We start from the raw sequence: 17,974 nt of genomic DNA, 5'->3' as shown, positions 1-17,974 counted from the left end.
CAATCATCAGGCTATGATTGCACCCAGGAATTAAAAGTCAGTACAGACCTTGAGCCCTAACTAGGGAGTGCGTAAGCCAAAATAAGTTAGAATTAAATCAGTATCTCCTGTATTACTAACTTCGTGAACTTCCCCAGGTTCTACGGCAATACAAACCCCTGGTTTTAATTCATAATCTGTACCATTAATCGAAATTTTTCCTAAACCTGATTCTACAAAAAACACTTCACACATATCCGCATGAAAATGACCTCCCGCCACTTGTCCAGGGGCAAAACACGCTTGAGAAAAATTAGTTAAATAAGGTAAATCTCCCAAACTCAGCATCACTTTCTTTTTAATCGCTGGATTGTGAGAAACTGCCTGTTCTGGAATTTGGTTTAAATTAGTTATTTTCATAAATATTAAATAAAATTCACTTTAATTTTAGCATCATTATCTGTTTTAGCCAAGTGATTTTGATAAACATTCTTTAACAGTTTGAATAGCTGTTTCAGGAGAATTAACAATAAAAAATTTTTCCGGGGCGAGAGATTTCAAAAAACTTTGACTTTCTGGATTTTGATTTAATAAAATAACCGATTTATTATGTTTAATTGCTAAGGCAATTTCCGAAACCGTTCCCGCTCCCATGCCACAAGCAATAACAACATCAGAAGATAACACATTAATGACATTTCTAGCTTGACCTAAATTCGTAACAATTGCAATATCAACGGCTTCTGACATTCCTTGAATATTGCCATTCGGTAAAATTCCTAACGTTAAACCCTGGGCAGATTTGGCTCCTTGATTCGCTGATTCCATGACTCCACAGTTGCGACCTCCTGTTAATAATATCCATCCTGATTCAGCAATTAATTGACCTAATTGATAAGCATGATCTAAATCGATTGCCGTTGCCCCTTCTCCCGGCCCCATAATGCCAATGATTATTTTTTTCATCAGTAATAAGTAATATGATAAAATGCCATACTATCAATTTATCGCGATCAGTTATCAGTCATTTCTAAACTTTGAGAAATATTAAGATTTGTTATGAAATTCAACCTCAAACTTAAAAGAGTATCTGGCGATGCCTTAGTCCAAATGCGAACGGATTTAATGGCGGAATCCAGACCCAGTTTTAACTACATGATTTTAGTGATAACGGCTTGTTTAATTGCTACCTTTGGATTATTGAGTAACAGTACAGCCGTTATTATTGGAGCCATGTTAGTTGCTCCGATTATGTTACCATTGCGAGGATTAGCTTTTGGTCTTTTAGAAAGCGATCGCGAATTATCTCGCTGTGGTATAGTCTCAATTGTTGTAGGAACAGGGGTCGCACTGCTCCTATCAATGCTATTAGGAAAAATCACTGGAATTGAAGATTTTGGTTCAGAAGTTTTAGCTCGAACTCAACCGAATTTAATTGATTTAGGAATTGCTGTTGTCGCTGGAGGATTAAGCGGTTTTACTAAAGTTGAAAAGGGGATTAGTGACGCAGTGGCAGGAACCGCAATTGCAGTAGCATTAATGCCGCCTTTATGTGTCATTGGTTTAACGTTATCTCAAGGAGAGTATGATTTAAGCTATGGGGCAACCTTGCTGTATTTAACCAATTTAATTGGAATTGCCTTAGCTTGTATGGTTGTTTTTGTTTTGGCAGGTTATTCTCAACTGAAAAGAGAATTTGCGATTACATTTATTGTGGCTTCTGTGTTAGCAATTCCTTTAGCAATTAGCTTTTTGCAGTTTGTCACTCAACTACGTTTACAAACGGATTTGAGATACATTTTTGAAGAGAAAACCTTAACGGGACAACGAGTGGATTTACAAAGCACGAATATTGATTGGCAACACCAGCCTCCTAAAGCCTATTTAAAAGTTCGCGCCACCGAACCCGTTACCCCCAGACAAGTGGGTTTAGTTGAAGATTTCCTTAACAAGAAAATGAACCAGAATTTTAAATTAGTTTTCTTGGTTGAAGAAGTTGAACGAGTTGAAGCCGAACAGTAATCAAGAACTACGGGCGAGGAAACCTCGCCCCTACTGATTCTAAAACCCCATAAAATCAATTGGGTTAGGGGATGTACTGGTGGAAACGAAATAAATAATTCCCGCTCCTAATAATGCGATCGCTAAACTAAAAAGAATTACCCAACGATCCGGGGGTTCATAAGTATCTTCTTCAATATCTCGACGGACAACAAAATATTGGAATGTTGATAATAATACCGTTAATAAACCGACTCCTGAAAATAATAATCCTAATTTCCAACCATAACCAGGGCCAGGAATAGAAGTGGGTTGAAAGGCACGCAGACGCAAAATGACAACACCAAATCCCATTAACCCAACCGATGTTCGCATCCAGGCGAGATAGGTGCGTTCATTTGCTAAATGATCTCGAACACGGGAAGGGTTTAGTCTTTTGGGTTTCTGAATAATTTCTGAGGTAGAGTCTGATGGTTTCATGAACTCAGAGGACTTAATTTGGGTGTAATCTTCAGCTTTCATTGTTTAAGAAATAAAAAGATAGAGAGAATAAATCAGGAAATCCCCCTACCCTTAAACTGGGAAAATTTAACTATTCTTAATTCCCCTTTTTTTTAGGGTATTCGGAAGGTTAGGGGGAAGCCATTTTAGAAACATTTAGGCTTTTTTTACAGTTGGAGTATTGGGCAGTTGGTTATCAATAATACTTTGAGAAATATTAGGAATAAACCAATGAACTTGACTTTCTTGGACAACCTTTGCTAAAGGCGAATTAAATTCTAGGTTTCCGGTTTCAGGATTCGCTTGAATGGTTAACTGAGTTCCATCAAGAATTTTAACCGCAATCGGCCCTTGTAAGGGTTCAGATTGTTCAGCTAATCCTAAATTAATAGCTTTGAGATCTTGAGGGACATAGAAGCCATCACAATCCCATTTTTGTCGGGTTGTTTGACCATCCCCTAGAAAATAAAGAGTTGCTTGATCCTCAATATCTTCTTTTTGAGAACTGCCATAAACCGCTATTGTTTTTCCGGTATTATTGGTACATTGTCCCCAATTTATCCCCGATTTTAACGCATATTGTTGAAACTGTAAATAGTCGATTTGTTGTTGAACAGTTTCAGAAATTGCGCCTTGATTTTTCTTTTCATCCTCAGGGATTAAGGAAGCTTGTTTTAAGGCTTGAGTGACTTCAATATAATCGGGATTTTTGGTATATTTCGCTTCAGCCGAAGCGGGTTGAACCCAAACTAAATTGATCATCAAAACAACAGCAACCAAGACGGAAGTTAAGGCTTTCATAAATTTCTCCTTTCTATTAGATAGATGAACCGGATAAAATTATTCAACGTTGGATGGTTTTCTGAACTCAAAAAACCATACCCAAGCATAACTAATCCCTAAAGCTAAAAGTGCTAATAATAGGTTTTCTTTGACGATAAATACACCTAAACCAATTAATACACAGGGGACAAATCGATTGCCGTACCCCGTTAACAACTTAGCCACTGTGGGAAAATGAGTTAACTTGTAAGCGACATAACACCAAACACCAACGAGAGAGAAAAAGGTCAATAAGATGGTCAATAAACTTTCCCAAGTGCTACTTGCAAAAAGAGGAACGTAAATCCCAATATTATCGCTCCCATTGGCAACAGTTACAGCCGCAACTCCATAGGTTTGAGGAGATAGCAAATTTTTCCAGACGGAGGTGGTATCCGATGGGGTGGAAGTCTCAACCGAAGCTGAATTATCATCCTCATCATCTTGAGATTTTAATAAATAATGAATCCCAAAAATAATCGGAACTAAACCTAACCATCGAATCCAATCAGGAGGAATCAAAAAACTGCCAAAAAAACCCGGTAAGCTGGCTAGTAAGAGGAGAGAAAATCCTAAATATTGACCGACAACAATTTGGCGACGGCGGAAGTTAGGATTAACTTGGTTAAAAAATAAAGTCAGAATGAAAATATCATCGATATTGGTCGTAGCAAAGGCAACAATTCCTGTCAAAATAGCGGTAATCAATTCGTTCATGGTGTACTGTTCTTTTTCTGAGTGATTAATTAATGGCTTTAGAATTTTCGTCTGCGTTTCATTGAATGGGAGTTAGATGAAGGAACAACTAAAGAAGCAGAACGAACAATTTCTGGGGTTGAGTGAGTAAATTGGGCATGAATTTCTTCAATCTGTCGTTCCATTGTTCTGACTAATTTAGGTGAACGAGTGCGCTGTCTCATAAACCAACCACAAGTCACAAATAAGTAAAGTAGGAACAAATAGGGGAAGAAATTATAAGGCGCTTCTGGAACAGGAAACAGTTGATTTCCAGGGATACCTACACTCCCAATAATGGGAATCATCATGAACCCAACGGCTAAGATAGAATAAACAACATCAATTGGACGTAGTTGGTTAATTTTGGAGAGATAAAGCGGTGCAGCAATGGAAACTAAAATGTAAACTGTTAAAAATCCATAACTACAAATCGCTCCCAAATAACCCATACTTTCAAATAAGCGAATATTGAACATTGACATCACCGCCGGAACCAAAAACATCAAGAAAGAACACAAGGTAACGGCAATATGAGGAGTGCGATTTGAAGCATGGGTTGTGCCAATGGACGCATGAAATAAACCATGACGTGCCATCATAAAAAAGATCCGGGCGGCGGGATTAATGGTTCCTAAAACACAAGCAAAGAAACTAAATAAAACCCCAAAAGCAATAATATCTCCTAAGAATCCAACCCCGATTTGATGGGAAAGAAACGCCAAGGGTTCTTCTGTTGTTGTAATAGAAACTCCTGTTCCTTCAAATCCTAGAATTTCAACATAACTGGTGAAGATAAAAAAGACTCCAGCAAGAATCACACTTCCCATCACAGAACGGGGAATTGTTCTTAAGGGATTTTTCGCTTCATCCCCTAACGTTGTCGCACTTTCAAATCCTGAAAATCCAAATAAAGCTAATACTAATCCAGTGGCAATATGACCCGGAGTGACACCTTCTAAGGTGAGTTGGCTTAAGTCTATAGCAAAGCCTTTATGTGCCCAAATCATTAGGGTTAGAATTCCAATAAAAACAATTGAAATTCCTTCCATCCATAACATCGCCATCGCTGAAAGTTGGATATCTCGATAAGCAGCATACCAAGCAATTCCTGCCCCAATGGCGAGTAAGGTAATGGCTGAAGGATGAATTCCTAAATGACCGAATAAGATGCCGCTAAAGTTGGCTAAACCACAGAGAACGGACATCCCTGTAAATAAATAAGCCAGTACCAAACTCCAGCCACAAATCACTCCGGCGGTAGGGCCTAATCCTTTAACAATATAAGCATAAAATGAACCCGGAGAGGCAGAACGTTTCGCAAATTGGTTAATATTAATACTAACAAAAATTAACCCAATTAAACCAATTAGAAAACTCAGCCATGTTCCTTTTCCTGAAAGTGCGACTAATAACCCTAAATTCGAGGCAGGAATGGTGGTTGGGGCAATAACAGCAAAGGATTGAGCTAATACTTCTCCAAAGGATAAACAATTCTTTTTTAAGCCGTGAGAACTAGGGTAGATTTGAGTGATTTCGGTCATAGAGTAATTCCTTCTGTGTTTTAAATCGACATCGGTGAATTGCTCTGCGATCGCATTTTGAAATATTGAGCAATAATTGACGATATCACTGGAAATGAAACATTAATGGTTTCAGTTTTTACTCTATGAGAGTTTGATAATCGAATCAAATGTTCTTTTTGTTTGAATTAATAAATTTTGTTTATGAATTCGCTTTGGAATCGGATTTTTTTTTAAATCTGGTAGTGCCAGAAGGGTTGATGTCCAGGTAAAAGAATAAATTGTTTATTTAACCGTTCAATAATTCCTTGCTGTTCAAATTCCTTTAAAAGTCGGGTGACAGTAACTCTGCTTGTACCAATGGTTTCAGCAATTTCTTGATGAGTTAAATGGAATTCAATCCGTTGTCCCTGAGAGACATCACTGCCAAATTTATTGGCTAATAAAGTGAGTAATTTATGCAGTGCTTCATCAACAGGACGGGAATGAACAATTTCTAAAAAGGTTTGAAGTTGATGAATATGTTCAATGAAGAAAGGACGCAAATGATCGGATTCAGTAACAGGAATAGCTGTTGCCTGAACGGGTGTTAAGCATTCTATATAGTAGGGGTCAGCTTTGGACAAGACCCGGGAAACAATATCCCCGACCCCCCATAACCCTAATGTCACAACGGTTCCATTTTCCAGGGAAGTGAAAGTCCGCACCACACCGGACTCAATTTTCCATAGGTGTTCTCGTCTTAAAGGAAGTCGCTCACGGCGTTGGAAGTAACGCTGTTGTTGACTCAATTCAGGTGCAATTCGTTGAGCTAAAGTCATTTAAGATACAACTCAAGTTAAATTTAACTAAAATTGTAAACCATATTATCTCTATTTGCATTAAAATACAATTTTGATTGAATCAAAATATTCTCTGTTTCCATTGGAACGAATCCCAATCCCTGGATCATGCTAGAGGTGAACAACTTTACGATGGCTGGAATGACCCTAGAGCAACTGCGAATTTTTTTAGCAGTGGCGGAACATCTGCACTTTACCCGTGCGGCGGAGAATCTGTATATTACGCAACCTGCGGTGAGTGCTGCGATTCAAAGTTTAGAAACCGAATATCGCGTTAAGTTATTTCACCGGATTGGTCGTCATGTTGAAATTACAGAAGCGGGAAAATTACTACAACTGGAAGCGCAAAAAATTTTGGAACAAGTCGCTTTAACGGAACGTGGATTAAGAGAGTTAAATAATCTCCAACGGGGAGAACTTAAATTAGGATCAAGTTTAACCATTGGTAACTATTGGCTACCTGAAAAAATTAGTCAATTTCAACGAGAATATTCAGGAATTATGGTGAACTGCACCTTGGCAAATACCGAAGAAATTTGTTTAGGAACCGCCAACGGACAGTTTGATTTAGGATTAATTGAAGGGGAAGTTAAACCGACGTTACAAAAATTGTTAAATCAAGAGGAAATTGGCAGCGATCGCTTATTAATTATTGTCGGACGCTCCCATCCTTGGTTTGAGCGAGACAAAATTGATTTAACGGAACTCAAAAATACCGATTGGGTCATGCGAGAAGCTGGTTCAGGAACTCAACAACGTTTAGAAGAAGCGTTAAACAATTGGGGAGTTAATCTCAGTGATTTAAAGGTTATTTTAGTTTTAAATACCGGAGAAATGGTAAAAGCTGTTGTCGAAGAAGGTCAAGTTGCGGCGGGAATTTCTGAATTGATGGTAAAAAAAGAATTACAATTAGGCATTTTAAAAGCCGTTCGCATTGTTGATCACCGTCTCAATGATTACCAAGAATTACAATTAATTCGACCTTTTTTAAAAATCAAACACCGTCAACGGTTTCAAACTCGGATTTCTCAAACCTTTGAAAAAATGTTATTCTCCAATGAGATTCCAATTCAATTTACTCAGCTTAGAGCTTAACTTAAATTATGGCAATTGAGGGAATGGATGATTGAATAAAGATTCCAGATTAAATCCATGAATTAATCGATCATCCATCACTAACGGTAAATTTCCATTCCATTTATCAATTATTTCTTTATGGAGGATCTCTGGAGTTAATGTTTTTTGAAGTAAAAGTTGAGCTTCGGCTTCTCCTTTGGCTAAATTCACTTTGACTTCGGCTTCTTTAATCGCTTTTAAAACTAAAAATCCCGCTTTTTTCGCATCTTGTTCTGCAATTTGTTTCGCTTCGACTGCATCGGTAAACCGTTGAGAAAAATGAACATGAACCAGAGAAATATTATCCACTTGGATATGATAGTTAATTAATAAACTTGTTAATAAATCATCAACTTCAGATTTCACATTTTCCCGACAAGTAATAATTTCTTCGGCGGTATATTTTGCCATCACCGCTTTTAAAATTTCTTCGATTACAGGATTAATAATCGCTTCTACAATGGTTTGTTCATCCCCAATTTGTTGAAACGCTAAATTAACTTCTTCAGGAACAATATGCCAATTTAACGCCACATCCGTAAATACTTCTTGTAAATCTTTAGAGGACGCTTCGGCGGATATTTCCTGCTTTTGAATGCGCACCGTCATTTTTTGGACGGTTTGAACCACAGGAATAATAAAATGCAATCCTTCATCCAAAATACTAGGCTGAACCTTACCAAAAACCATTAATATTCCTCGTTCTCCCGCATTAATAATCATCACCGGGTTGAGTAATATTAAAAGTAATAAAAGCAAAAAAAACAGATTAGCTGGCTTTAGAAATAATTGATATCTGGGCATGGGTGCAATCAAAATTAACGGTCAAGCAGGGTGGAAGATTGAGCATCTACAATTTGATCAAATTGATGAATATTGAATAATAAACTGCTGAGAATTGACCAAGTAATTGCTAGAAACCAACCTGCTAGAATATCACTGGGAAAATGTACCCCTAAATACAATCTTGTCCAAGCAATAGCAATGGCAAATAATCCGCCTAAACCAATGGCTAAACTGCGCCATTTTGTTTTCCAAGTTAGAATAATTAAAATAATTACAAAGGTCATACTTAATAAAGCATGACCACTGGGAAAAGAAAAACTTGAGGGTAATGGATAGGAAGATTGCCACAAATGAGGTCTAATTCGATGAAAAAATACTTTAGTTAATCCACTTAAAATTCCACTTCCTGAAAGAGTCAGAATCAGATATAATAGCGATCGCCATTTTTTTTGAACTCCTAAAATGATCATCACTGGAATTGCTAAAAGTATGATTCCAGAACCCATCCCCGTAAAGGTTAAAATAATTGCCAGTTTTTCAAGTTGAGGAGACCAAGTAGAATGAAGGGCGAATAAAATCGATAAATCCCAAGGTAAACCACTGGCACTTTCACCGACTTTTAAGGCAAGAATTCCAAATAAAAGTAACGGTAAGGAAATTCCTAAAACTAAAAACTGCCAATGCTGGATGAACCATTGCTGAATAGGATTTAACCCTAAGAAAGATGATGAATTTGCATTAGAATCAGACATGATTGTTTTCGCCAACTGCATCAAAGTCTAATGGGGTAAGAGGGAAAGATCAATAACATTAGACTGTACTAATACTACCATCACTAAGGTAAAAGCTGTTGAGGAAAGCACCCCCATTGCTAAATCTTTCTTAAGATTACGTTCAGCAGAGGAAGACTCAACAACATTCATCGCCCCATATTGCATTAACAAAATTCCGGCTAAATTTGATAGCCAATATCCAAAAATAGAACTCGGAAAAAATAAATCTTGAGATAATTTACTAAAGATAAATCCAAACCCATAAGCAATGGGTAAGTTAAAAATTAAATCATTCCACCAGCACAACGGAGACATCATAAAACCTAAAAAAACTAAGATTCCGCCGAGCCATTTTTTGGACATAAACACCTCTATTGTTCACCATTCCAATTTAATTCATATCAAACAAACCCGGTTTCTCGCTGTATCCAGGGAATGAAATTAAAATTCAACCTCCAGAAACCGGACTGCTCTGCTGTAACACTACATTTAGATTGTACATAAATTTAAAATGAATTTCAATACATCTGAGATTTTATTTTACTGTCCTGATTCCCAAATTGGCCCCATCAAAGTTCCTCGCAGTCGCCAAGCGGGTTGTGAAGGAACTTTAACCTCAAGTTGACCGCTATAAAGGGGTTGTTGAACATAAGGACTGTCTAAAACGGGCCATTTTTCTAAGATTCGTTTTTCTCCATTCACCACAGCATCCCCAATGCCTCCGTTTTTTTGATAAGTTAGGGTTAAGCGATCGCCTGCTAAACTTTTATACGTTAATTTTCCTTGGGTTTTCCAATCTTGATCTTGTATTTCAGTTTGATGTAATGCGGTTTTCAACTGTTGAAAATTAGGATAATTTTTAACCGCAGCAACATCGGTGATCCAGGCGGTTTGATTTCCCTGCGCGGCTAAAGCTTGTAAGTTAGGTTTTTTCTCAGAAATTAAGGGTTTTAACTCGATTTTATCCCCCCAAGGTCGAGCGCAGAACCAAATATTATCAATCTTCCAAATATACCAATTTTTATATCGTTGAGGCTGACCCTATTGTTGAGGTAAAACCAAATAGGAAACCGGAGGAACTCCCGCTTTTAAATCCGTTTCATTTAAGATTAATTGAAAAATAACCGCAATAATCGGTAATAAATATTTATGGGGATCACCCAGTTTAATTCGTCTCCACCAAGCATCTTTTTCATCTAAATTAATCGCCGCTAATTTTTCTCGAATGGCTAACCTTCTGGCTTGAAAAGCCATTTCTTTTGTTGCATTAATATTAGCAGGTTGGGGAATGGTAAAGCTTGAGGGTTGGGGATAGGAAAGTAGAGAATCTTCTATCAACAGATTAGAAACTTCCTGCTTTTGGGAAGCCTTTTCTTTGTCATAATCAACCGCCGCTAAAGGACAGCCAGAAGCGAAAAGGAAGACAGTGATTAATCCAAGCAGACGGAGAAAATTAATGTTAATTACAATCTCAGGTATTAAGGAAAGCAAGGTTTTTTTAGAAAATTTAAAGAATAAATTTGAACATTTACGATAAAATAAGAAATGAAATTGCTCGGAGGATGTAGCTAATGGGATATGCGATTGACGTTAATCAATCTAACTTTGAACAAGAAGTGATCCAAGTTTCCTATAAAAGCCTTGTATTAGTAGACTTTTATGCAACCTGGTGTGGCCCTTGCCAAATTTTAAAACCTATTTTAGAAAAGTTGGTGACAGAATATAATTTTATTTTAGCGAAAATTGATATTGATCAAAATCCAGAATTAGCGAGTCAATACGGCGTGGAAGGTGTACCCGATGTGAGAATTGTTAGACAAGGAGAAATACACCCTGGTTTTGTAGGAGCATTAACCGAAGCTCAAATTCGCCAAACCCTCAGCCAACTGAATTTAAAATCGAATTTTGAGCAAAGTTTAGAAGCGTTAAAAAATGCGATCGCTCAAAAGGATTTTCCCACCGGAAAACAACTGTTAGATCAGCTATTTTCTCAGTATCCAGATCGCCCAGAAGTGGTGTTAGAAGCGGCTAACTTTTTAATCCTTCTCAACCAAACTGAAAACGCAGAAAAACTGTTAAATACTATTAGAGAAGATCAGCGTGATTTCTTTGCCAAAGCTCAGGCATTGAAACAATTAATTCAATTCAAAAAAGATGTCACTTTCTCTGGAGAAAGTCAACTGGAACAGAATTATGCAAAAGCTTGTCAATTAACTTTAACCGAAGACTACCCAGAGGCATTATCTTTATTTTTAGAGATTGTATCAACCAACCGCAAATTTAAAGAAGATGGGGCGAGAAAAGCCATGTTAACTATTTTTAACTTACTAGGAGATGATCATCCCTTAACTAAAGAATATCGCAAAAAACTAATGCTACAATTATATTAATGGAGAAAGCGCGGTCAATGGGGAACGGGGAATCAACAGTTGCATCATTTGTTCGGATTCAAGAATCGTTCCATTAACGATTTTTGTAAGAACAATATATTTGTTTTGTAAAAATCCCTAAATTTATGACGAATGCCTTACTGATTCTAGGGGAATTAAATGATCGAGATATCGACTGGATTGTAACACAGGGAAAACGAGAAATCCTACCCACAGGTTCAATCTTAATTGAAGAAGATCAACCCTTAGATGCTCTTTATATTGTCTTGAGTGGAACCCTAAATGTTTGTGTAGCTTCATTAGGAAATCAAGTAGTCGGAAAAATCGGGGGAGGTGAAATCTTAGGGGAAATGTCTTTTGTCGATGGACGTTTACCCTCAGCTACCGTACAAGCGGTGGAAGAGTGTTGTGTATTATCCATTCCGCGATCGCTTTTATCTGAAAAATTAGAAGAGGATGTGTTATTTTCTTTGAGGTTTTATCGAGCGATTACCAAGTTTTTATCCTCTCGTTTACGAGCAACAGTCAATCATTTTGGTTTGGATGAAAACGCTGCTTTATTAGCTTCTAAATCCTTAAATAATAACGAAGAAGAGGAACCCGATCATCGTTTAGACTGGATTATGCAGCGTTTGGGGGGATAATTAAGCGATTGCACGGCTCAACACAGCTTGATTCATAAAACCAGAGATTTTTCAAATAAAATTTTGGTTTTATGAATAATTCTTTTATTAATTAAGCACTGATACAAAATTATTTGCACTGTCATTCTGAATTCCGCTATAGCCGAATGAAGAATCTCGCCATTATCAATAGGCAATTTATTTTGTTTGACGGCTTATATCAATCAGTACCCGAACCTAATTATTTATATTCTATCCTTTAATATTTGCTATAGATAGTTGATCGGATCACTATTCCCTGTTCCCTGTTCCCTGTTCCCTAACAAATTATGACCTTAACTTTTGATCAACAAATGATCCAACATTGTTTAAAATTAGCTCGTCAAGCATTAGGAAAAACTGCACCTAATCCTTTAGTTGGATGTGTCATTGTTCAGGATGGAAAAATTGTTGGAGAAGGATTTCATCCGGGGGCAGGACAACCCCATGCCGAAGTTTTTGCCCTGAGAAATGCTGGAGAACAAGCCAAGGGAGCAACGGTTTATGTCAATTTAGAACCTTGTAATCATTTTGGGCGGACTCCTCCTTGTACAGAAGCTTTAATTCAAGCAGAAGTCGCTAAAGTTGTAGTAGGAATGGTTGACCCAAATCCGTTAGTTTCAGGAACCGGAATTCAACGTTTAAAAGATGCAGGAATTGAAGTCATCGTTGGTGTCGAAACCTCCGATTGTCAACGCTTAAATGAAGCCTTTATCCATCGAATTTTACATCATCAACCCTGGGGAATTTTGAAATATGCCATGACATTAGATGGAAAAATTGCCACCACAACAGGTCATAGTTCTTGGGTGACAGGAACCGAAGCTCGACACAAAGTTCATCAGTTGCGAGTCGCTTGTGATGCGGTAATTGTGGGAGGAAATACCGTCCGACGCGATAATCCTTGGTTAACAACCCACACAGCCGGGGAACCCAACCCCTTACGAGTGGTCATGAGTCGAACCTTAGATTTACCTCAACAAGCCCATTTATGGGACACTCAAGAAGCAAAAACTTTAGTTATAACAGAGGAGGGTGTAAATCCAGATTTTCAACAGTTTTTGCAGAATAAGGGGGTAGAGGTTGCGGAATTGTCGCCCTTGACACCCGCCCAAGTCATGGCTTATCTCTATGAACGCCAGTTTTTATCGGTGTTATGGGAATGTGGAGGAACCCTCGCTGCAAAGGCTCTCGCAGATGGCAGTATTCATAAAATCTTAGCGTTTATTGCCCCTAAAATTATTGGGGGAAAAACAGCACCTTCTCCGGTGGCAGATTTGGGGTTTACTCAGATGAGCGAAGCACTTTTATTAGAACAAATGACCTGGGGTTCTGTAGGCTGTGATTTTTGGATTGAAGGTTATTTATTGCAAACTTAATTATGAGCGAAATTGCCCTATTAAGTCTCATGGTCAGTACCCTGGGAATTGATGCAGTTTTACTAGCTAGTTGGCTCTTTTCCATACAAATCAATACCGAATTAGAACAGGAGGAGGAAGAAACATTGACTCGCTATGAATCAGACGAAATGAAACAAATACCTGCAAAATCAGTACAACCGAATGGGTATTCTAATCCCGAATCTCCCTATCCCGTTCTCAATGATTGGGAATATAAAATTGTACGCGCCAATCGAGATGTTTTTCGCAACCCAAGTATTTTTAAACGTTTCTGTCAAGAAGAATCTGAAATGGGTTGGATTTTAGTAGAAAAATTAGATGATCGACGAGTTCGCTTGAAGCGGTTAAAAGGAATAGAAACTCCAGAAAATCCTTATCAAATTAAAGTTGATCCTTATCGTTCTACCTATGGCTCTTCCAGAAATATAGGAGCTTGGTTAACAATATTTGCCTTTATTACAGCTATTATTTTACCAGCTTATTTAGGCTTTTCATTAGTTGCCATGAGCTTTAATCAATCCTATCAAAATTATTCCCCAGCAATGTCATCTCCTGAAAGAGAATAGAAAACATAGATTCATCATAGCTGTCAACTTAAGTGATTAATTCCCTGAATTTTTATTAGGGCGTAGGACTTTTATCCCTTCGCCCTTACTCGTGATCTAACATGACATCTTGAATTAATCCAATAAACTCAAAGATTGAATAATCTGCATCCCTGCTGCGGCAAATCTTTCAAATGCTGTATTCGCTTGTTCTGTATAATCTACAATACCCGGAATAACCACAGGAGAGGTACAATCTTCTAATAAATAAACTTTTTGGGCTAAATGAATATCTCTAGCTTGAATTTCTGTTAATAAATGATCAATTGTCCACGCCACACAATGACTTTTAGCTTGACCTGCAATTAAGATCCGATCAAATTTTAAGATGTTTTCAATTAACTCTTGATTGGGTTTTGCAATCAAACCCCCTTGAAAATCTTCTAAAACTTCCGGTTGCAAAACTGAATAATTTTCCGTTAACGGATGGTTACCTTTCATTTCAAATTGAACTTGAGAACACCGAGCAATACTATGGAAAAATAAAGCTTCTTCAACGGCTGAAACTAGACTATGACCAATACCCCCTAACATAGAATGATAAGGCCAGATTGTTAACAAATATTGATTTTTTTGAGCTAAACTTTGGGCATAATGTAAAGCATATTGTTCTAAAAATTGAACATCAATTCCTGAAATATTATTAGCAACTTCAGGATTCACCTTCCAAACTTGATTTTGAATATCCTCTACAGAAATTAAGGTGGCTGGAGTCGGATGTTCCCCCTGTTGATTGATCCAAAAAATCGGATGAAAAATTTGGAACGCTCTATGGGTATCCATCGTGGCGATAATTTCGGTAATCTTCCCTAAATTTCGATAAATAAACTCACAGAGTCTAATATTGTCTTCAACAGCACCATTTCCTGATTTTCCCCTAACAAATAATTCAAATTCAGGAATACAAAAGGTATTTTGAAGATCAATTAAAATTAAACAAGTTTTCAGCTGATCCTGACTCGCAGGTTGAATTTCATACTGTTTTGCCCATTGTTTGGCTTCTTGAACCCGAATTTGATAAGGAACCCGCCAAACTTCTCCCACACGCGGCGAATTAAAATGGGGAGGAATGGGTAAACCCTTGAAAATTTGTGTGATCATAAATTTGTGATAAAATAGTTGATAAAATACCAAGATTTAGACAAGTTTTATGGGGAACTCAAGCAAGCGAGTTTGGTTAATTGGAGGAACTCAGGAAAGTGCCCTCTTAGCTCAAGCGATCGCTCAATCCCAAATTCCTTGTATCATTAGTGTAACGACGGAATCAGCAAAATGCCTTTATCCCGAATCCGAATATTTAACCCTTTGGGTCGGGAAATTAGAAAAACACCAAATTCATCAATTTATTACGAACTATAATATTAATCGGATTTTAGATGCTTCTCATCCCTATGCGGTGGAAATTTCTCAACTGGCGATCGCAATTTCCCAAACGAATAATATTCCCTATTTACGATATGAACGTCCAGCGATCAATTCTCAACCTTCAAATCAGATTCAGTATTTAGATAGCTTAGAAACCTTATTAAAAGGCAATGATTTACAAGGAAAACGAGTCTTACTCACCTTGGGATATCGACCGTTATCCGCCTTTGCTCAATGGCAAGATCAAGCCATCTTATTTGCTCGCATTTTACCTTCTGCGATCGCTTTAAATGCTGCCTTAAAAGCCGGGTTTACCCCTGATCGAATCATTGCCCTTCGTCCTCCCTTATCCTTAGAATTAGAACAAGCATTATGGCAACATTGGCAGATTTCTCTGGTGGTCACAAAAGCGTCAGGAACAGCAGGTGGGGAAGATCTCAAAATTAATCTTGCCCAGCAGTTAAACATTCCTTTAATTATTATTACTCGACCTGTCATTGATTATCCCCAGGTTACTCAGTCTCTAAACGATGGGATGGAATTTGTCAAGAGAGAATGAGAAATTCTCAGTCCTCCTTCAAAAAATCTCAGAGATCCTTGCTGCGGTGATCCCCCTTTCAGATAAGATGGTATACGCGGCATCCAAAAAGGAAAAATACTATGAGTGACATCGCAGAAAAAGTCAAAAAAATTATTGTAGAGCAATTAGGTGTTGAAGAAGCAAACGTTAAGCCAGAGGCTAGTTTGATCGACGATTTAGGTGCAGATTCCCTGGATACAGTGGAACTGGTCATGGCGTTTGAAGAAGAATTTGATACAGAAATTCCCGATGAAGACGCTGAAAACATTAAGACCGTTAAAGACGTGATCGACTACATCGAATCTAAGCAGGGGTAAACTCCACCGACAAACCGGCTAAAGCTTCAGCTTAACCTGCAACTAACATAAAATTAACAAAAAACGGAGGATTCGCCTTCCACCCGGATCACAGAAATTTGACTGCGTCCGACTGTTTGGATTAGGCAATCCCAAACCTTGTTTATTAAACGACTGTTATGATGTTAGTTTGGCTTCTCACACTGGGTTCTGCATTTGGGGTGAGTGAACAACCGAAGTCCCAAGCGAAGACTTGGGAATCAACTCGATGATCCCCCAGGGAATTGCCCCATCTTTGCTAGTAAAGAGACGATACATTTTTTCAATAATATCACTCACGGCTGGCACCAATTCCCCCTTTAATCCCATTTTAATGGCCAGACGACGGGCATGAAAAAGGGAAAATTCCTCGGTCAACACCACCTGCTCCATATATTGCAGAAGCGTATCCACCTCAATTCCGCCTTTACTGGAGCCGAGTAGCACAGGACATTGACGCTGGTAGTCTAAAACGATCGCCAGAAAAAATTCCAATTGGCTATCATAACGGGCCTCCGCTAAAACGACCTCTGGATATTCCCCAGAAATCGGAAGATGAAAAATGGCCGTTGCCGCCGCGATCGCATCAATCGTATTTTCCACAAACCGAACACCACCAGCCTTGCCTCGCCCACCGGCCCGTACCTGGGACTTCAGCACAACGGGATAGGGAATTTGTAATCTTTTCAGTTCGCCAGTATTGTGAATTGTCTGGGATGGCAAAATCGGGATGCCAATCTGTTGGAACAGTTCTTTGGCTTGATATGCGAATAAATCCATTGGGGAAGAGGTTGTCCGTCGTAATTCGTCATCAATCGTAATTAGAGTTTAGGCAGCAATCATACTGAGCAAGATTAAAAACTGAATATTACTGATATTCATAATTCTACCGTCTCCTTGAGAACACATAATGAAAATCAAGAGTTGAGATCGGCATAAAGGCGAGGAAAATTAATTGCAAATTATTGTTGAGTCGTGATCATCGGCATCCGTTCTAAGGAGTCTATCTGACGATAACCCGCATTGTTAAGCAGTGCATCGACACGACCCAATTCTGTCATACTTTTTGGACGATTTAGGAAACCTGTGACAAATCACTCCTATCTATGCTAATAACGAGGACAGTGGCTTGATATTGGCGACACTGAATTGCGATTAGGAAACAATGACATGGTACATACGGCAACTCGCTCCATCGATTTTAAAGATTTAGCCAAACGGCTATATAGACATCTTCTATCGGATGCGATCGCCCAACGCCATTTGGTGATTGTCAAGGGCAACCGGTCACTTCAGGGCAAAGAAACTTCCCCTCAGACAGAACCCGTCAATTGTTTTCTAGAAGAAGATGTCTTGATGGTAATTATTCACTTAGCAGAAACCCCAGCCTTAGAAACCACTGCCATTTTTTCCTGTGCGAGAGATTTTTTGGAGAAAGTCGGAATTACCGTAGATTACCCCATTAAAATTTATCTGGTTGTCGATGAAGCAAAAACTAACTCCAGTGATAACGACAACACTGTCTCCCCTTCCTTAACCGCTAGTTTTCCCCAACGAAC

At 38.2% G+C, this 17,974-nt stretch carries 23 protein-coding genes; 9 read left to right on the top strand and 14 right to left on the bottom strand.

Features of this window, described 5'->3' with window-relative positions; genetic code table 11:
• Window positions 1–60 precede the first annotated feature (60 nt).
• Window positions 61–399, bottom strand: coding sequence for a cupin domain-containing protein (locus tag ACKPEB_RS13660; protein ID WP_408965478.1), 339 nt, complete (start codon window positions 397–399; stop codon window positions 61–63).
• A gap of 45 nt (window positions 400–444) precedes the next feature.
• Complete coding sequence (locus ACKPEB_RS13655; RefSeq protein ID WP_408965477.1) at window positions 445–945, bottom strand: cytochrome; 501 nt, start codon at window positions 943–945, stop codon at window positions 445–447.
• A 93-nt stretch (window positions 946–1,038) separates the two neighbouring features.
• Here ACKPEB_RS13655 and ACKPEB_RS13650 point away from each other — a divergent pair, with 93 nt between their 5' ends.
• Entirely contained in the window at window positions 1,039–2,001 is a 963-nt protein-coding gene (locus ACKPEB_RS13650) for a TIGR00341 family protein (protein ID WP_408965476.1), read from the top strand.
• Between the two features lie 39 nt (window positions 2,002–2,040).
• Here the strand turns inward: ACKPEB_RS13650 and ACKPEB_RS13645 are convergent, their stop codons facing one another.
• From ACKPEB_RS13645 to ACKPEB_RS13625, 5 genes are all read right to left on the bottom strand, one after another.
• A complete protein-coding gene (locus ACKPEB_RS13645; protein WP_408965490.1) occupies window positions 2,041–2,460 on the bottom strand; it encodes a YidH family protein in 420 nt (139 codons plus the stop codon).
• Between the two features lie 177 nt (window positions 2,461–2,637).
• The gene (locus ACKPEB_RS13640) at window positions 2,638–3,282 is read right to left on the bottom strand and encodes a hypothetical protein (RefSeq protein WP_408965475.1); all 645 of its coding nucleotides are present in this window, start codon (window positions 3,280–3,282) and stop codon (window positions 2,638–2,640) included.
• Between the two features lie 39 nt (window positions 3,283–3,321).
• On the bottom strand, window positions 3,322–4,020 hold the full coding sequence (locus tag ACKPEB_RS13635) for a cadmium resistance transporter (protein ID WP_408965474.1): 699 nt from the start codon (window positions 4,018–4,020) through the stop codon (window positions 3,322–3,324).
• A gap of 38 nt (window positions 4,021–4,058) precedes the next feature.
• Window positions 4,059–5,582, bottom strand: coding sequence for an APC family permease (locus ACKPEB_RS13630; protein ID WP_408965473.1), 1,524 nt, complete (start codon window positions 5,580–5,582; stop codon window positions 4,059–4,061).
• A gap of 212 nt (window positions 5,583–5,794) precedes the next feature.
• Window positions 5,795–6,382 carry a Crp/Fnr family transcriptional regulator gene (locus ACKPEB_RS13625; protein ID WP_408965472.1) on the bottom strand — a complete coding sequence of 196 codons (588 nt, stop codon included), beginning with the start codon at window positions 6,380–6,382 and terminating at the stop codon, window positions 5,795–5,797.
• Window positions 6,383–6,511: 129 nt separating this feature from the next.
• On the opposite strand from ACKPEB_RS13625, the gene ACKPEB_RS13620 reads away from it, so the two are divergent.
• Window positions 6,512–7,498, top strand: coding sequence for a LysR substrate-binding domain-containing protein (locus tag ACKPEB_RS13620; RefSeq protein WP_408965471.1), 987 nt, complete (start codon window positions 6,512–6,514; stop codon window positions 7,496–7,498).
• Between the two features lie 6 nt (window positions 7,499–7,504).
• On the opposite strand, the gene ACKPEB_RS13615 is transcribed toward ACKPEB_RS13620, so the two are convergent.
• The 5 genes from ACKPEB_RS13615 to ACKPEB_RS13595 form a co-directional block, all read right to left on the bottom strand.
• Window positions 7,505–8,323, bottom strand: coding sequence for a prohibitin family protein (locus ACKPEB_RS13615; protein WP_408965470.1), 819 nt, complete (start codon window positions 8,321–8,323; stop codon window positions 7,505–7,507).
• A gap of 14 nt (window positions 8,324–8,337) precedes the next feature.
• Complete coding sequence (locus tag ACKPEB_RS13610; protein ID WP_408965469.1) at window positions 8,338–9,057, bottom strand: phosphatase PAP2 family protein; 720 nt, start codon at window positions 9,055–9,057, stop codon at window positions 8,338–8,340.
• Between the two features lie 27 nt (window positions 9,058–9,084).
• Window positions 9,085–9,441 carry a hypothetical protein gene (locus ACKPEB_RS13605; RefSeq protein WP_408965468.1) on the bottom strand — a complete coding sequence of 119 codons (357 nt, stop codon included), beginning with the start codon at window positions 9,439–9,441 and terminating at the stop codon, window positions 9,085–9,087.
• Between the two features lie 177 nt (window positions 9,442–9,618).
• Window positions 9,619–9,915, bottom strand: a complete 297-nt coding sequence (locus ACKPEB_RS13600) for a hypothetical protein (RefSeq protein ID WP_408965467.1) — start codon at window positions 9,913–9,915, stop codon at window positions 9,619–9,621.
• A 204-nt stretch (window positions 9,916–10,119) separates the two neighbouring features.
• Window positions 10,120–10,569, bottom strand: coding sequence for a hypothetical protein (locus ACKPEB_RS13595; protein ID WP_408965466.1), 450 nt, complete (start codon window positions 10,567–10,569; stop codon window positions 10,120–10,122).
• Between the two features lie 80 nt (window positions 10,570–10,649).
• On the opposite strand from ACKPEB_RS13595, the gene ACKPEB_RS13590 reads away from it, so the two are divergent.
• The 4 genes from ACKPEB_RS13590 (at window position 10,650) to ACKPEB_RS13575 (ending at window position 14,096) form a co-directional block, all read left to right on the top strand.
• Complete coding sequence (locus ACKPEB_RS13590; RefSeq protein ID WP_408965465.1) at window positions 10,650–11,468, top strand: tetratricopeptide repeat protein; 819 nt, start codon at window positions 10,650–10,652, stop codon at window positions 11,466–11,468.
• Window positions 11,469–11,593: 125 nt separating this feature from the next.
• Complete coding sequence (locus ACKPEB_RS13585; RefSeq protein ID WP_408965464.1) at window positions 11,594–12,112, top strand: cyclic nucleotide-binding domain-containing protein; 519 nt, start codon at window positions 11,594–11,596, stop codon at window positions 12,110–12,112.
• 308 nt (window positions 12,113–12,420) lie between these two features.
• Complete coding sequence (gene ribD / locus ACKPEB_RS13580; protein ID WP_408965463.1) at window positions 12,421–13,509, top strand: bifunctional diaminohydroxyphosphoribosylaminopyrimidine deaminase/5-amino-6-(5-phosphoribosylamino)uracil reductase RibD; 1,089 nt, start codon at window positions 12,421–12,423, stop codon at window positions 13,507–13,509.
• Window positions 13,510–13,511: 2 nt separating this feature from the next.
• Window positions 13,512–14,096 (top strand): hypothetical protein, encoded by a 585-nt coding sequence (locus ACKPEB_RS13575; protein WP_408965462.1) that lies wholly within the window; start codon window positions 13,512–13,514, stop codon window positions 14,094–14,096.
• A gap of 114 nt (window positions 14,097–14,210) precedes the next feature.
• Here ACKPEB_RS13575 and ACKPEB_RS13570 read toward each other — a convergent pair whose 3' ends face one another.
• Window positions 14,211–15,236, bottom strand: coding sequence for an isochorismatase (locus tag ACKPEB_RS13570; RefSeq protein ID WP_408965461.1), 1,026 nt, complete (start codon window positions 15,234–15,236; stop codon window positions 14,211–14,213).
• A gap of 49 nt (window positions 15,237–15,285) precedes the next feature.
• On the opposite strand from ACKPEB_RS13570, the gene ACKPEB_RS13565 reads away from it, so the two are divergent.
• A complete protein-coding gene (locus tag ACKPEB_RS13565; protein ID WP_408965460.1) occupies window positions 15,286–16,059 on the top strand; it encodes a cobalt-precorrin-6A reductase in 774 nt (257 codons plus the stop codon).
• 101 nt (window positions 16,060–16,160) lie between these two features.
• Complete coding sequence (acpP, locus tag ACKPEB_RS13560; protein ID WP_408965459.1) at window positions 16,161–16,397, top strand: acyl carrier protein; 237 nt, start codon at window positions 16,161–16,163, stop codon at window positions 16,395–16,397.
• A gap of 177 nt (window positions 16,398–16,574) precedes the next feature.
• Here acpP and ACKPEB_RS13555 read toward each other — a convergent pair whose 3' ends face one another.
• Complete coding sequence (locus ACKPEB_RS13555; RefSeq protein ID WP_408965458.1) at window positions 16,575–17,195, bottom strand: ATP-grasp domain-containing protein; 621 nt, start codon at window positions 17,193–17,195, stop codon at window positions 16,575–16,577.
• 390 nt (window positions 17,196–17,585) lie between these two features.
• Here ACKPEB_RS13555 and ACKPEB_RS13550 point away from each other — a divergent pair.
• A partial coding sequence (locus tag ACKPEB_RS13550; protein WP_408965457.1) for a hypothetical protein occupies window positions 17,586–17,974 on the top strand: 389 nt, incomplete at its 3' end.

The sequence above is a fragment of the Planktothrix sp. genome (assembly GCF_046067725.1).
Taxonomy (GTDB): Bacteria; Cyanobacteriota; Cyanobacteriia; order Cyanobacteriales; family Microcoleaceae; genus Planktothrix.
The sequence above is the reverse complement of the archived record's forward strand: the minus strand, read 5'-3'. Positions and strand labels throughout refer to the sequence as shown.

Excerpts from the sequence above, each read along its gene's own strand:
- ACKPEB_RS13655 (WP_408965477.1), bottom strand. The coding sequence starts at position 945 with ATGAAAAAAATAATCATTGGCATTATGGGGCCGGGAGAAGGGGCAACG.
- ACKPEB_RS13575 (WP_408965462.1), top strand. The coding sequence starts at position 13,512 with ATGAGCGAAATTGCCCTATTAAGTCTCATGGTCAGTACCCTGGGAATT.
- ACKPEB_RS13590 (WP_408965465.1), top strand. The coding sequence starts at position 10,650 with ATGGGATATGCGATTGACGTTAATCAATCTAACTTTGAACAAGAAGTG.
- ACKPEB_RS13630 (WP_408965473.1), bottom strand. The coding sequence starts at position 5,582 with ATGACCGAAATCACTCAAATCTACCCTAGTTCTCACGGCTTAAAAAAG.
- ACKPEB_RS13570 (WP_408965461.1), bottom strand. The coding sequence starts at position 15,236 with ATGATCACACAAATTTTCAAGGGTTTACCCATTCCTCCCCATTTTAAT.
- ACKPEB_RS13610 (WP_408965469.1), bottom strand. The coding sequence starts at position 9,057 with ATGTCTGATTCTAATGCAAATTCATCATCTTTCTTAGGGTTAAATCCT.
- ACKPEB_RS13565 (WP_408965460.1), top strand. The coding sequence starts at position 15,286 with ATGGGGAACTCAAGCAAGCGAGTTTGGTTAATTGGAGGAACTCAGGAA.
- ACKPEB_RS13585 (WP_408965464.1), top strand. The coding sequence starts at position 11,594 with ATGACGAATGCCTTACTGATTCTAGGGGAATTAAATGATCGAGATATC.
- ACKPEB_RS13625 (WP_408965472.1), bottom strand. The coding sequence starts at position 6,382 with ATGACTTTAGCTCAACGAATTGCACCTGAATTGAGTCAACAACAGCGT.
- ACKPEB_RS13640 (WP_408965475.1), bottom strand. The coding sequence starts at position 3,282 with ATGAAAGCCTTAACTTCCGTCTTGGTTGCTGTTGTTTTGATGATCAAT.
- ACKPEB_RS13645 (WP_408965490.1), bottom strand. The coding sequence starts at position 2,460 with ATGAAACCATCAGACTCTACCTCAGAAATTATTCAGAAACCCAAAAGA.
- ACKPEB_RS13635 (WP_408965474.1), bottom strand. The coding sequence starts at position 4,020 with ATGAACGAATTGATTACCGCTATTTTGACAGGAATTGTTGCCTTTGCT.
- ACKPEB_RS13605 (WP_408965468.1), bottom strand. The coding sequence starts at position 9,441 with ATGTCCAAAAAATGGCTCGGCGGAATCTTAGTTTTTTTAGGTTTTATG.
- ACKPEB_RS13555 (WP_408965458.1), bottom strand. The coding sequence starts at position 17,195 with ATGGATTTATTCGCATATCAAGCCAAAGAACTGTTCCAACAGATTGGC.
- ribD (WP_408965463.1), top strand. The coding sequence starts at position 12,421 with ATGACCTTAACTTTTGATCAACAAATGATCCAACATTGTTTAAAATTA.
- ACKPEB_RS13660 (WP_408965478.1), bottom strand. The coding sequence starts at position 399 with ATGAAAATAACTAATTTAAACCAAATTCCAGAACAGGCAGTTTCTCAC.
- acpP (WP_408965459.1), top strand. The coding sequence starts at position 16,161 with ATGAGTGACATCGCAGAAAAAGTCAAAAAAATTATTGTAGAGCAATTA.
- ACKPEB_RS13620 (WP_408965471.1), top strand. The coding sequence starts at position 6,512 with ATGCTAGAGGTGAACAACTTTACGATGGCTGGAATGACCCTAGAGCAA.
- ACKPEB_RS13650 (WP_408965476.1), top strand. The coding sequence starts at position 1,039 with ATGAAATTCAACCTCAAACTTAAAAGAGTATCTGGCGATGCCTTAGTC.
- ACKPEB_RS13615 (WP_408965470.1), bottom strand. The coding sequence starts at position 8,323 with ATGCCCAGATATCAATTATTTCTAAAGCCAGCTAATCTGTTTTTTTTG.